The sequence below is a fragment of the Syntrophales bacterium genome (assembly GCA_030018935.1).
Lineage (GTDB): Bacteria > Desulfobacterota > Syntrophia > Syntrophales > CG2-30-49-12 > CG2-30-49-12.
Map to the genome: position 1 here is coordinate 1 of JASEGZ010000005.1, position 13,950 is coordinate 13,950.

Sequence of the window (13,950 nt, forward strand, 5' to 3'; positions counted from 1 at the left end):
AAAAGCGGACAATTCATTTGCTACAAAAGCGGACAATTCTATTTACTCTTGACACAAAAATGTAAAGCGTTTTTATAACGCAAAAAGATTGTCTCAACATATTCCCTTTTCGATCGCGGACTCATAATCAGCCCTTCTCCCAGGGCTATTTATTCGGTAACACCACTTATGAGTCAACGATCCCTTTTCAATCACCCTTTGGGTAACATTTAATTCGAGGCAATTCGATAGTCATTAACACGATAGTCATTTACTCTTGACACATAACTCCCCTTTCTCCTATACTTCCACCAGCCAGAGGGGAGTTCTTATCAAAAATTTTTACATACAGGGTGGTGATGCGTATGAATGAAATGGCGACTCAACGAACCGCTGAAAATACAAGTCTGGATATGACCCTGCAAGACGTAGTAGATAGCGTAGAAGATGAGCTTCTGGTCATTGACAGTGAGTACCGGGTCAGGTTCGCTAATTCAACGGTGCGAGACAGATTGAAAAAAGGAGAGGAGTCGCCCATCGGCAGGCTTTGCTATGAGGCTTTTCATGACCGGGACAAGCCATGCAGTGCACCTTTATGGGGCTGTCAACTTAGAAAGGTCTTGGAAAGCGGCAGCATGACGACAGTTATTCATCCTGCCCAAACACACGGAGCTGACGTGTATCTCAAGATTACCGCCTATCCTCTGTGTGATAGTCAGGGCAACCTTAATGCAATAGTCGAGCTGAGGAGGAACGTTACTGCAGAAAGGGAACTAGAGACCCAGATCTTGAGGCGACATCACCAGCTCTTGGCATTGAGTCGTATTTCAAGTGCTGTGAGCGGGCTACAGGATTTGGATACTATCCTGAGGATTGCGCTGGATAATGTGCTGGAGATCATTAACGGCGCCATTGGAAGAATTCTACTCTTGGATGAAAAGACTCAAACTCTGCATCATCGTGTACAACGCGGCTTGTCAGATAGGTATATCGAAGGCGTACGGATATCCTTGGGCGAGGGGATAGCCGGAAGAGTCGCCCAAACTGGCGAACCCACTTTTCTGGAGGACATCTCCAAAAACCGGCGCACTGCTAATCCCGATCTGATAAGTGCGGAGGGCCTTAAGGGATTCGTTAGCATTCCGTTAAAGGCAAAGGATAAGGTAGTGGGTGTAATGAATATTGCCAGCCATACAGCTGGGCGGTTTGGCACGGATGATGTTTCCCTCCTTAATTCCATTGGCGACTATCTCGGCACTACAATTGAGCAAGCCAGATTATACGAACGACTGGCAAGAGTAGGAGAAAGATATAAAGTCCTTCTTAAACATGCGCTGACTGCTCAGGAGCAAGAGCGAAAAAGGGTAGCTCGGGAACTACATGATGAGACTGCCCAATCGCTCACTAGCTTGACCTTAAGCCTACAGGCGATTATAGGAATGGCTGAGATGAAAGGCATCAGAGACGCTGAGTTTATGGAGAAGCTTAGGACGGTACACTCCTATGCGGTCCATGCTGGCAATGAGATAGTAAAGCTCATGAAAGAACTCCGTCCCACCTTGTTGGACGAACTGGGGATGGCAGCGGCAATTCACCGTTATGCTAAGGACACCCTTCAACCTCAAGGTATTGATGTATCTGTAGAATTCAAAGGCACCGATCGGCGCTTCCAGCCTGAAGTTGAAGTAACGCTCTTCCGTATCGCTCAGGGAGCAATAGGCAATATTCTGGAGCACTCGGGGGCAAAGAATGTCCTAATCAAACTAGAGTGTAACGACAAAGAATGTGTATTAAATATTAGGGATGACGGTAAGGGTTTTGATGTCAGTAAGCTCACGCGGGTGGACCCCAGCGGGCGAGGGGCGGGTTTATTCACCATGAGAGAGAGAACAAGCTTGGTGGGTGGCACTGGTTATGTTGAGTCCAAGCCGGGACAAGGGACGACGGTTATAGCCAAGGTTCCATTGGTGAGGGATATCGCAGATGAAGAAGATGAGGGTACTGATAGTCGCTGACCATACCCTGGTGCGAGAGGAGATTTACGCTCTGCTTGCGCTTGTTGCCGACATAGAAGTAGTCGGCGAGGCAGCAAACGGATTTTTGACAGGTGTGCCAATTAGTGCTATAATAATTGTCTTAAAGGTAAATTCTTATCTGAAGTTTATTGGGGGGTCTGATGTATTCACCGGCAAACGGCGCCGCTCGGGATTATCGAGCGAAGAAATCTCTTGACCACAGCCTCATGCCTCCCTGCCAGGCTGCTTGCCCCTTACATATGGATGTAAGGGAGTACGTTGACCTAGTTGCCCAGGGGAGGATAATGGAGGCGTTACAGATTATAAGAATGGGCAATCCCTTCCCCTCCATCTGTGCCTACGTTTGCACCCATCCCTGTGAGGATGCCTGCCGACGCAGTCAGGTAGACAAATCGGTTGCTATCCGGGCATTGAAGAGATTCGCGGTGGAATTTGGGGGTGACCGGATGGTCCAGGCTGAAGCCAGGACTACACACCAGGAAAAGGTTGCCATCATAGGGTCTGGTCCGGCCGGATTGACGTGTGCCTATTATTTAAGGAAACTCGGTTATCCGGTGACTATCTTCGAAGCTCACTCTGAGTTGGGCGGCATGCTCCGGGTAGGTATTCCTCAGTACCGCCTTCCCCGGCAAGTGCTCGACATTGAAGTGCAAAGGCTGACTCAGATGGGGGTAGAAATCAGGACAAATACGCGAGTGGTTTCCCTAGACCTGCTATTTGACCGGGGCTACAAGGCTAATTTTATAACCATTGGCGCCCATCAGAGCCTTGGAATGGGAATAGAAGGGGAAGAAAGCACGGGGGTGATAGATGGAGCAACCTTTCTCCGTGAAGTAAATCTTGGGCTTAAGCCCTCTCTGGGGGAAAGGATTGCTGTGGTGGGAGGAGGCAATGTAGCTATTGATGTTGCCCGCACAGCGGCTCGGCTCGGCGCAAAAAAGGTGGTTATTCTCTATCGTCGTACCCGGGTGGAAATGCCGGCAAATCCCGAAGAGGTGGAGCAAGCCCTGGAGGAAGGGATAGAGATTATGTATCTGGTCGCACCGATCAGGATAAAAAGGGAAGGCGGGTACTTAAGCCTAACCTGCGTAAGAATGGAGCTTGGCGAAGCGGACGCCAGCGGCAGGCGTCGCCCCGTGCCGATTGCGGGTAGTGAGTTCAAGAGTGAATTTGATGCTCTAATTACGGCAATTGGACAAGCACCTCATACCCCAAGTGATTTTCGTGTTCGTCTAGGTAAAGGTAGCACTATTCAGGTTGACCCAGCCACGCTAACTACCAACAGAGCCGGAGTCTTCGCCGGGGGAGATGCTGTAACTGGACCAGCGACGGTAACTGAGGCATTAGCTGCCGGTAGGTTGGCTGCCTCTCGTATTGACGATTATCTCCAGCACAGGTATCCACTACCTGGCAAAGAGGTGAAAACCCTGACAGGTGACCTCCTGCCCGAAACGGTGGAAATGATTAGAAAAACAAGCCGACTTGAGCCGCAAATTCTTCCTCCTGAAGCGAGGGCGAAGGACTTCGCGCCGGTGGAGCTCGTCTACGACTGGCAAACTGCAGTCAATCAAGCGAGAAGATGTCTGCGGTGTGGCATAGGCGCCGAAATCCTGTTTCAAGATAAGTGCGCCACTTGTCTGACCTGCCTGCGGGTTTGTCCGTATCACGTGCCTCATTTGGATGCTATTGGCGCAATCCAGATACCGGTCGACCAGTGTCAAGCCTGCGGTATCTGTGTGGCTGAGTGTCCAGCCAAGGCGATAGTTCTGAGAAAACCATATGACCGGCGACAAATCACTGAGGAGCTAAATCATGCCCTTAAGTCTGCGGCGGAATCAAAGTCGAAGCCTCTCATTGTTGGTTTCTGCTGTCAGTATGGGCTGTTTGGTACCGGCGCTCTAGCCAACCTATGGAGGGGATCCAGAGCTGGCGTCTGGATTGTGCCTGTTCTTTGTGTAGCTAAGGTAGAAGCCGAGCACATATTGCGCGCCTTTGAGGTGGGTACGGAGGGAGTTTTCATCGCCGGGTGCGGGGAACAGTGTGCCCGGGAAGACACTGCCGATTGGGTTTGCCAGCGTGTTGAAAAGGTTAAGAAAACACTAAGGGAGATCGGTCTTGAACCGGAGCGCGTGCAGGCTTTTATCCCTGATAGTGCCAATGCCGAAATCGCCAATGAACTGGATAAATTCTCTGGGCGAATAGGCGAACTATATTTAACCTCAGTAATAACGCAGGAGGTGAAAAAGTGATCATTGCACAGCCAAAACCTTTAGAAGAAACAAGGCGAATGATTACACCTTATCAAAGGGTGCTGATAGTCGGTTGTGGAACCTGCATGACAGTTTGTGATGCTGGTGGCGAACATGAGGTTTCCTATCTCCGGAACGCATTGCAGGTGGCACAGGCGAGGAGTGGAAACGGAACTCATACATTTTCCGAATATACTTTGAAAAGACAATGTGACTCTGAATTCCTGAATCTGCTTGCCGACAAAGTTGGCGACGTGGATGCAATTCTCTCACTGGGTTGTGGCATCGGGGTACAAGCTATAGCCGAACATTTTCCGGATATTCCTGTTTTGCCTGGCGTTAACACATCTTTCATGGGCATGGCTAAAGAGTGGGGGGTCTGGGATGAGCGGTGCGCCGCCTGTGGCGATTGCAGATTGGAAGAGACCGCTGGCATTTGCCCCATTACTAGATGTACCAAGGGGATACTCAACGGTCCCTGCGCCGGCACTAAGAACGGCAAGTGCGAAGCCAACAAAGATGCTGACTGTGCCTGGGTGCTAATTTATAAGCGCCTGGAGAGGTTGGGGCAGTTGGACAAAATGCGCCGATATTACCCTCCGAGAAACTTTCGGACGATTCCTAGACCGAAAAGACTCGTGAGCAAAGTAAATATCAATACAGGAGGGGACAATGGTTAATTCATTGTTTGAGGAAAAACTCGGCTCTAATGAATTCTTGGTGACGACTGAAATCGGCCCTCCCAAAGGCGTAGACATCTCCGAAATGGTTCACCACATAGATTTGCTCAAGGAAAAGGTTGACGCTATTAACGTCACTGACCACCAGAGCTCAATGATGCGCTTTCCCTCCGTGGGTGGTTGTTTCCTGATAAAGGAACGTGGCGGTGAGCCTATCCTTCAGATGACTTGCCGGGACCGTAACCGGCTGGCGCTTCAAGCTGACCTTCTGCTGGCATACTCTAGAGGCATCACTAATGTGCTATGCCTTACTGGAGATTGTGTTGATGTAGGGGATCACAAGGAAGCAAAGCCTGTTTTTGATTTGGATTCCGTGCAGTTGCTGAAAATGATCAGGACTATGGAATCAGGAACGGATGTGGCGGGGAACGCTCTCAAAGGCGTTCCAAAATTCTGCCTCGGAGCCTCAGTTCATCCCGAAGCCGACTTTATTGATCCACAACTCGTCAAGTTTGAAAAAAAGGTTACAGCCGGGGCGCAATTTTTCCAGACCCAGGGCATTTTTGACTTAGTGAGCCTTCGGAGGTTCATGCAATTTGCCTCCCCGTTTAACGTTAAAATCCTGGCGGGTATTATAGTCCTCGCTTCAGCAAGGATGGCTCGATATATGAACGATAATGTCCCCGGAATAATTGTCTCTCAAGCCATTATCGATGAGCTAACTAATGCGGAGAAGGGCAAGGGACTTCAGAAGGGAATCGAGATTGCGGCGAGATTTGTAAAAACCATTAAGGAAGAAAAACTGTGCCATGGTGTGCATATTATGGCCGTGGGCAGTGAAAGGATAGTGCCTGATATCTTAGAGGCAGCTCAAGTGAGCGGAGCACATCGTTAAGGAGTACTTTAGTGAAGTAGATTAAATAAACATCGTATTGGAGGGACAGTCGGAGGGAAACAGTGGCTCAAACAGAGTGGTTAAGTCTAATGGAAGGAGGTAAGGTAAAATGGGAAAGGGTGAAAAAATCTTGATCGTAGATGATGAGCCCAATTTCGTAGAAGCTTTCCGTCGAACTTTGGAAGCCAAGTCCTATCAAGTAATGACTGCTTCTAACACAGAACTTGCTCAGGAGATGATGAAAGCAGACCCAGCCCTCGTTGTCCTGGGTACACTAGCTCCTGCTGGCCAAGCATTCTCGATGTATCAGTGGCTAATCCAGCACCCTAGGTATAAAGACATACCACTACTAGTTATCGATGCCCGCTACGAGGAGCGGTCGATTAGGGGATTGAGAAGGTTTGAGGGCATACAGATGGACCCTGACGAGTATCTATCAAAGCCAATTGAGCCAGCTTTACTGGTGCCCCAAATCCAAAGCTTGCTGGAGGCAGTGACAAGGGTGATAAGAGTACTGGTAGTAGACGACCATACCATGGTAAGAGCCGGAATATGTGCGGTTCTTGCATTGCAAAAAGACATGGAAGTGGTAGGCGAGGCTGTTAACGGGCAAGACGCGATTGATAAGGCGCTGCGGCTTGTGCCAGATGTAGCGTTGATGGATATAGTCATGCCAGTGATGAGCGGAATAGAAGCGACAAAACGAATAAGCCAGGAATGCCCGCAGACAAAGATTTTGATCTTAACACAATACGATGAGGAAGAGAATATGATTGTCGCCAAGCAGTCAGGAGCATATGGCTTCATTCCCAAGAAGGCTGCCAGCTCGGATCTCATAACTGGCATAAGGTTAGTAAGCCAAGGAAAGTATTTCCCTCCGCCTTTTGCCGAGATAGTTATTCGCTAGAAGCAAAGGGAAGTACTTCCCTACGTCTTCTGTCTCACTATCTGCCAACTAACAGCAAGGGCGACGTGGTGAGAGGTCTGACCCGAACCAGCTAATTCGTTCCAGATTCAGACGGTACTTAGTAGTGGGCGCTCTCAGGCAGAGGTGTTGGCTTTGGGTCTGGTAGGAAATGTTGGTTATCTCCACTTTCCTGTTGAGAGAGGGAAAGACCATTTTTTTCTTTTCCTGAGGAATCCCATCTGACACCAGTGTTCCGGCAGATTTCCGCGGGGTTCTTTCCTGGCAGCGCCTCTTGGGCAATGTTCAGGACGGTCAGATAATCATCTATGCGAGGCAAGATAAACTCCTGGAAATCAGTTTAAGGTCCTCTTTTGCATTAACGTTGAAGAACATCCTCCCCTCTGGATCGAAAGATTTTATGATATCTTTGGAAATCCTGAAGATTTTTAATCCTCTGTAGAAACCTGTAATCTTCAATTTGTCCATGGTGATGAGTTTTTTGATGGAGGAAAGGCAACTTTTCGCGTAGATTGCATGCAGGGGCTGGAGTCCGTCGGCTGGATCAGGCGCCACAATATCGTAGGATCCGATGTGTTCCATCATGTATTCAATGAAATTTCTCTTTAAGAAGGGCATGTCGCAAGCCGATACAAAGGCATGTCCGTAAGAAGCGTAAAAAAGACCGGTATAGATACCCCCCAGGGCGCCCTTGTCTTTGAAGATATCGGTGACAATCTCGACATCCTGATCAAGGTAGGCAAGGGGAGAGTTGGTAACCAGAATGACTTCCTGGAAAATTTCTCTGAAAATCCTGACGATCCTGTCAATTAGCCGCTCATTGTCAATTTCAAGGAAGGCCTTGTCTGTTCCCATCCTTGTGTTTTTCCCGCCGGCTAAGATAATTCCTGTCATTTTCATTTACTGTAATGTTGGCTAAAGCCAGTTCTTGACTGATTAAAAACATTCTAATATAATATTAACAAATTCACAAGGGAAACTCTAAGCAGACCCCCTTCTGTGAAGGGGGGCAAAGGGGCGTGAGGCCCTGTATTTCTGGGGTGGCTTTCGCAAAAAATTTGATAAAAGGGGTTTGATGATGATGAATAAGCATTTGATGATTTTGCCGTTAAGAAATATGGTCCTATTTCCTGGGATACAGGTGCCTTTATTGATAGGAAGGGGGGAGTCCATCAGGTTGGTCAAGGATGCCTGGGAAAAGAAAGAGTGGATTGGTGTGGTTGCTCAAAAAGATGCGGAGAAGGATGAACCGACACCGCCGAAGGACCTCTATTCAGTGGGCACCGTGGCGAAACTTTTAGATTTAGTGAAAGAGGACGAAGGGTTTCGTATTGTGGTGGAAGGCATGCAGAGATTTAGGATAGCCAGGTACCTTGAGTCCATCTATTACTTTGTCGCCGAGGTAGAGGTAATCAAGGAGGAAGAGGCGACCTTAGAAGCAAAAAGGATGATGCATGAGGTAAAGAAGGCAGCATTGGAGTTAGTTCAACGTGTCAAGATGCCGGCATCAGTGGCAAAGGCGGGAAAAGAACAGATAAATCAGATTTCTCATCCTGGTCAATTGGCAGACTGGATAACCGTTTTTGGTCCCTTTGAGGTGGAAAAAAAGCAGGAGATTCTGGAGGCAATAAATATTGAAGAAAGATTGAAAAAACTTTTGCACCTCCTTAAGGAAGCGGAAGTAGGGATAGATGTTAAAGAAGAGGCCGGGAAGGAGGTTTTTAAAACCCAGAGGGCTTATTGGCTTCGTGAACAGATTAAGGCAGCGCAAAAAGAATTGAAAGAAATGGGAGAAGCAGAGGTATCGGGAGAGGTATCTGCCTTGAAGGAAAAGATAGAGGAAGCCCAGATGACAGAGGAAGCCCAGAAAGCGGCCGAAAAGGAGTTAGACCGGCTGAGTTATATTCACCCGGCCTCGGCCGAATACGGGACTATCCGAACCTACTTAGATTGGCTGATAGAAATCCCCTGGTCGAAGAGCACGGAAGACAATCTGGATATCGATCAGGCCGAAAAGATTTTAGATGAAGACCATTATGATCTGGAAAAGATAAAAAAGAGAATGTTGGAATATTTGGCCGTTCATCAACTCAAGCCGGATGTGAAAGGACAGATCCTCTGCTTTGTGGGGCCGCCCGGCACCGGCAAAACTTCCTTAGGCCGGTCTATTGCGCGAGCACTGGGCAGAAAGTTTGTCAGGATCTCCCTGGGGGGAGTCAGGGATGAAGCAGAAGTTAGAGGTCATCGCCGCACATACGTTGGCGCTTTGCCTGGCAGGATCATCCAGCAGATTAGAAAGGCCGGCTCCAGTAACCCGGTTTTTATGCTCGATGAAATGGACAAGATCGGAACTGATTGGCGAGGCGACCCTTCTTCCGCTCTCCTGGAGGTCTTAGACCCGGAACAGAATTTTTCTTTTTCCGACCACTATCTGGAAGTTCCCTTCGATCTGTCCAGGGTAATGTTTATCGGTACGGCTAATTTGGAAGACCCGATTTTACCCGCTCTGAAAGACAGGATGGAGATTTTGCGCCTGCCCGGTTATACCCGGGAAGAAAAACTCAGAATTGCCAAACAATTCCTGATTCCCAGACAACTCGAAGGACACGGCCTTTCCCCAGAACAGCTTGAATTTGAGGATGAGGCGGTAGAAGTGATTATCAGGGATTATACGAGGGAGGCCGGGGTCAGGAATTTGGAACGGGAGATCGCCAGTTGCTGTCGAGGGGTAGCTAAGGATATTGCCGCCAAAAAGATTGAGAAAACCAGGATTAAAGTTGCCAATCTCCACGAACTTTTAGGACCGATAAAATTCTTCTCAGAGCTGGCAGAGAGAACCTCAAAGCCGGGAATAGCTATCGGTCTGGCCTGGACCCAATACGGTGGGGAAATCCTCTTTGTGGAAGCTGCCAGGATGGAGGGAAAGGAGAAACTTACCTTAACCGGGCAGTTAGGTGATGTGATGAAAGAATCAGCCCAGGCCGCCTTAAGCTATATAAGGTCCAATATTGCTAAATTTAATCTGGAGGCTAATTTTTTTGAAAAGAAAGAAATTCATCTCCATGTCCCTTCCGGGGCAACTCCCAAGGATGGGCCATCAGCGGGGATAGCCATGTTTATCGCCTTAATTTCTCTCCTGACAAAGAGACCGACACGTGCAGAAGTAGCCATGACAGGCGAGATCACTTTGCGGGGTAGAGTTCTACCCGTTGGTGGAATCAAGGAGAAGGTTCTGGCGGCCAAAGAGGCTGGACTCAAGACTGTCATTCTGCCGAAGAGGAATGAGAAAGATTTAGAAGAGGTGCCAAAGGAAGTAAGAGATGTGGTGGAATTTAAATTTATTGAAGAGATGGAAGAGGCCATAAGGATAGCTCTGGAGGAAAATTAGCTCCGGGAGTGGAGTTTCCATGGTTCATAAAGATGAAAGGAGTTTTATAAAAGGGCAATCCGACACGCAGGTAAATGGGAAGATAGCAAAGGCGGTAAGGCTAAAGACTGTTGATGGGGAGATTACCTGTGCCGATGCCGGCAGCATTGCCGGTGAACTCAATGTAGCGATGAGTGAGATAGGTGTTACCCTTGATCTTCTGGGGATACGCATTACCAAATGTCAGTTGGGCCTCTTCGGCTATGCCCCTCGTAAGATGATTATCCCTCCGGCGGAAACCGTCACTCCTGAACTGGAAAAAGCTATCCGTGATGCCCTAATGGATCATCGTCTTTCCTGTGCCGCTTCCTGGGAGATTGCGGCACGATTGGGTATGCCCAGAATAAAGGTTTCGTCTGCCTGCGAAGCCTTGAAGATCAAGATCAAGCCCTGCCAGTTGGGGGCTTTTTAGCTTACTGTGCCGCAGCTTCGTCCTATCAAAAGTAAAAACATAGAAAGGTCGTTGCTTATGTCAAAAGGGAGGGGAGTCACAAGGAGACAGAAAGATATACCCCGCTTATTGAGGGAAAGAAAACAACTTGTGAAGGACAAAAAAAGGGTCAAAAAGAAATAATAAGCCGTGGAAAACTATTTTACAGATAACGGGGCGGCTCAGTGGTGCGCGGTAGCGCGTCCGACGGCAGCCGCTGGTTAGGCCAACTCTGGCCTGGCACTGGCAATTTATAATTTTATGGACGTCCCCACTCACCTCAACCTCAGTATTTCTTCCTCCAGAGCGTCTCAGGAGTCCTTTATCGCATCAATTTTAACATGACAAACGTTGCCAACACCTAATTTTGCATACATTTCTTATCACATAACAACCCAATTTTCAATAGAAAAGACCCGCACCAGAAGTAACTCATAAAGTTGTACTTTACAGTTTTATTGTATTTCGTTAAACTAAGTAAAATCATCAGGCGGGTCTACGGAAATAGCATCCCCGCGACAGAAAGGAGCTTAAGTCATGGAAGTAAAGATCGGTAAAGGGACATTGGCCCTTGTGGAAGGGGATATTACCCATGAGGAAACAGATGCTATCGTAAACGCTGCCAATTCGAGACTCATGGGAGGTGCCGGTGTTGATGGCGCTATACATCGCGCCGGGGGGCCTTCCATTATGGCGGAATGTCGAAAAATCGGGGGTTGTCCCACAGGTCAGGCTGTCATTACAACAGGTGAGAATCTCAAGGCAAGATACGTCATCCACACCGTTGGTCCCATTTATCAGAACGGGACAAAAGGTGAGGCAGACCTCTTGAGAAGTGCCTATCTTTCAAGCCTTAAACTCGCTTCGGCGAAGGGACTGAAAAGTATTGCCTTCCCGGCGATAAGCACGGGAGCTTACGCCTATCCATTGAGTGAGGCGGCACACATTGCCCTCAAGGCAGCCATAGATTACCTCAGAGAACACAGCGATATTGAGCTTATTCGCTTCGTCCTCTTTGGCCGCAAGACCTATGACACTTTTAGGGAAGAACTGAGAAAACTTATATAAATATGAGAGAATTGGATGGCGATTGAATTCTTTAAAATGAGTGGTAGCGGAAATGATTTCATCCTGATTGACAACAGAGACTGCTCCTTAGCCGTAGAGAACTTGGAAAGATTTGCTAGAACCATCTGCGAGAGAAAAGTCTCTGTGGGAGCAGATGGTTTGATTATCATCGAGAATTCTGACAGGACCGATTTTCGCTGGAGGTTTTTCAACGCTGATGGCAGCGAGGTGGAAATGTGCGGTAATGGAGGGCGATGTGCCGCCCGTTTCGCCAGCATCAAAGGTATCGCTAAAGAAAAGATGTCCTTTGAAACCGTGGCTGGCCTCATTGATGCCGAGGTAAAGGGCGATACGGTCAAGCTGAGATTAACCGACCCGTATCATTTACGGATAGATTATCCGATCATCATCGAGGATCGGTCATTCGAAGTGAACAGTATCAATACTGGCGTTCCCCATGTGGCGCATTTTGTCCATGACCTTGATCACTACGACGTGTTTCATATTGGCCGGATGATTCGCTACCACCCCCAGTATCAGCCCGAGGGGACGAATGCAAATTTTGTAGAGGTAGTTGACGGGCATACCATCAAGATTAGAACATATGAAAGGGGTGTGGAGGATGAGACCCTGGCCTGCGGCACCGGTGCCGTCGCCTCGGCCCTGATATCTTCCTCAAAGGGGTTGATCGAATCACCCGTAGAAGTCAGTGTAAGGAGTGGGGAGATACTTAAAGTTTACTTTGAAAGGACAGAAGGGGGATTCGAAAATATCTATCTCGAAGGTAAAACAAAAATAGTCTATCAGGGTCTCCTCTGGGAAGAAAAGTCATAAGTCGTAAGTCGTAAGTCGTAAGTCGTAAGTCGTAAGTCGTAAGTCGTAAGTCATAAGTCGTAAGTCATAAGTCGTAAGACATAAGACATAAGACGTAAGACGTATGACGTATGACGTATGACATAGAAGGAGGAACACAGATTTGCAGATAGCCGACCGCTTGAAGAAAATCCCCCCCTACCTTTTTGTGGAGCTGAGAAAAAAAATAGCCCGGGCAAAGGACGATGGTGTAGACGTGATCAGTCTTGCCATCGGTGATCCCGTGGAGTCAACACCCGACCCCATTATTGATGAACTCTGCCTCAGGGCAAGAGATCCGGAAAATCACCGTTATCCCACGGATGAAGAAAAGGGGATGTTTGCCTTCCGGCAGGAGGTTGCCCGCTGGTACAGCAGTCGCTATGGTGTATCCCTGAATCCCGGGGACGAAATTTTAGGACTCATCGGCTCCAAGGAGGGTTGTCACCACTTTATTCTGGCCTGTATCAATCCGGGGGATGTGGTCCTGATGACAGACCCCGGATACCCCGCCTACCGGGCAAGTATCCTGATGGGAGGGGGAGAGTCTTACTCCATGCCGATCCTGGTGGAAAACGGTTATCTCCCCGTTTTTGAGGACATCCAGCCTCATATCCTGAAAAAGGCGCGGGCGATGTTTCTCAACTACCCCAATAATCCAACCGGCGCCTGCGCTACCATGGCGTTTTTTGACCGTGTGGTAAAGTTTGCCAGAGCGCATGATATTGCCGTCTGTTACGACAATCCATACAGTGAAATCGTCTTTGATGATCAGGAAAGATTAAGTTTCTTAATGGCCGAGGGGGCAAAAGAAGTGGGGGTGGAGTTAAATTCCCTGTCCAAGCCCTACAATATGACAGGCTGGCGGATCGGTATGGCGCTCGGGAACCCCGAAATCATTGCAGCAATGAGTAAGGTGAAGGAGAATACCGATTCTGGCATTTTTAATCCCATCCAGTACGCAGCCATCCATGCCCTGAGATATGAAGGGGCGGCCATAGAACACATGTTGAGTATCTATGCACGCAGGCGGGAAATGGTCCTGGCAACCCTCAGCCGTATCGAGATTACCTTTGATCCCCCCAAAGGGACCTTCTACCTCTGGGTACCGACACCGCCTGGTATGAGTTCCCTCGAATTTACCAATCATCTGTTTGAAAAAACAGCCGTTGTCGTCGCTGCAGGTACAGCCTACGGCCAGTACGGAGAGGGTTACATCCGGATATCCCTTACCGTCCCCGATGACAGGCTCAGGGAAGCGATGGCCCGGATTGAGAGAGAATTCGGTTAGAAAAACATCGTTATAAGAGCTTTGAAATTTGGGTTTATCCGCGCTCAAAAATCTTTTCCGACCATGCACGTTTAGTTTCGCTGCAAAGGCAAAACTCGCGCTTGAGCGCTCAAATATT

Annotated in this window: 13 protein-coding genes; 11 read left to right on the forward strand and 2 right to left on the reverse strand. The window is 48.5% G+C overall.

Annotation, left to right across the window (positions count from 1 at the left end):
• The first annotated feature begins 344 nt into the window (after positions 1-344).
• The 6 genes from QMD03_01885 (at position 345) to QMD03_01910 (ending at position 6,746) form a co-directional block, all read left to right on the forward strand.
• Positions 345-1,994 carry a GAF domain-containing protein gene (locus QMD03_01885; protein ID MDI6775983.1) on the forward strand — a complete coding sequence of 550 codons (1,650 nt, stop codon included), beginning with the start codon at positions 345-347 and terminating at the stop codon, positions 1,992-1,994.
• A complete protein-coding gene (locus QMD03_01890) occupies positions 1,963-2,211 on the forward strand; it encodes a hypothetical protein (GenBank protein ID MDI6775984.1) in 249 nt (82 codons plus the stop codon). The genes QMD03_01885 and QMD03_01890 overlap by 32 nt, the downstream gene beginning before the upstream one ends.
• Complete coding sequence (locus QMD03_01895) at positions 2,156-4,264, forward strand: FAD-dependent oxidoreductase (GenBank protein ID MDI6775985.1); 2,109 nt, start codon at positions 2,156-2,158, stop codon at positions 4,262-4,264. The genes QMD03_01890 and QMD03_01895 overlap by 56 nt, the downstream gene beginning before the upstream one ends.
• Positions 4,261-4,944 carry a methylenetetrahydrofolate reductase C-terminal domain-containing protein gene (locus QMD03_01900; GenBank protein MDI6775986.1) on the forward strand — a complete coding sequence of 228 codons (684 nt, stop codon included), beginning with the start codon at positions 4,261-4,263 and terminating at the stop codon, positions 4,942-4,944. Before QMD03_01895 ends, QMD03_01900 begins: the two co-directional genes overlap by 4 nt.
• On the forward strand, positions 4,937-5,839 hold the full coding sequence (locus QMD03_01905; GenBank protein ID MDI6775987.1) for a methylenetetrahydrofolate reductase: 903 nt from the start codon (positions 4,937-4,939) through the stop codon (positions 5,837-5,839). The genes QMD03_01900 and QMD03_01905 overlap by 8 nt, the downstream gene beginning before the upstream one ends.
• 109 nt (positions 5,840-5,948) lie before the next feature.
• Positions 5,949-6,746, forward strand: coding sequence for a response regulator (locus QMD03_01910; GenBank protein ID MDI6775988.1), 798 nt, complete (start codon positions 5,949-5,951; stop codon positions 6,744-6,746).
• A gap of 118 nt (positions 6,747-6,864) precedes the next feature.
• On the opposite strand, the gene QMD03_01915 is transcribed toward QMD03_01910, so the two are convergent.
• Both QMD03_01915 and QMD03_01920 read right to left on the reverse strand, forming a co-directional pair.
• Positions 6,865-7,083 (reverse strand): hypothetical protein, encoded by a 219-nt coding sequence (locus QMD03_01915; protein MDI6775989.1) that lies wholly within the window; start codon positions 7,081-7,083, stop codon positions 6,865-6,867.
• Entirely contained in the window at positions 7,071-7,658 is a 588-nt protein-coding gene (locus QMD03_01920; protein ID MDI6775990.1) for a molybdenum cofactor guanylyltransferase, read from the reverse strand. The genes QMD03_01915 and QMD03_01920 overlap by 13 nt, the downstream gene beginning before the upstream one ends.
• 187 nt (positions 7,659-7,845) lie before the next feature.
• Between QMD03_01920 and lon the strand changes: the two genes are divergently transcribed.
• From lon to QMD03_01945, 5 genes are all read left to right on the forward strand, one after another.
• On the forward strand, positions 7,846-10,152 hold the full coding sequence (gene lon, locus QMD03_01925) for an endopeptidase La (GenBank protein MDI6775991.1): 2,307 nt from the start codon (positions 7,846-7,848) through the stop codon (positions 10,150-10,152).
• 19 nt (positions 10,153-10,171) lie between these two features.
• Complete coding sequence (locus QMD03_01930; protein ID MDI6775992.1) at positions 10,172-10,603, forward strand: hypothetical protein; 432 nt, start codon at positions 10,172-10,174, stop codon at positions 10,601-10,603.
• Between the two features lie 555 nt (positions 10,604-11,158).
• The gene (locus QMD03_01935; protein ID MDI6775993.1) at positions 11,159-11,689 is read left to right on the forward strand and encodes an O-acetyl-ADP-ribose deacetylase; all 531 of its coding nucleotides are present in this window, start codon (positions 11,159-11,161) and stop codon (positions 11,687-11,689) included.
• A 15-nt stretch (positions 11,690-11,704) separates the two neighbouring features.
• A complete protein-coding gene (dapF, locus tag QMD03_01940) occupies positions 11,705-12,523 on the forward strand; it encodes a diaminopimelate epimerase (protein MDI6775994.1) in 819 nt (272 codons plus the stop codon).
• A gap of 142 nt (positions 12,524-12,665) precedes the next feature.
• Positions 12,666-13,832, forward strand: a complete 1,167-nt coding sequence (locus QMD03_01945) for an LL-diaminopimelate aminotransferase (GenBank protein ID MDI6775995.1) — start codon at positions 12,666-12,668, stop codon at positions 13,830-13,832.
• Positions 13,833-13,950: the final 118 nt, after the last annotated feature.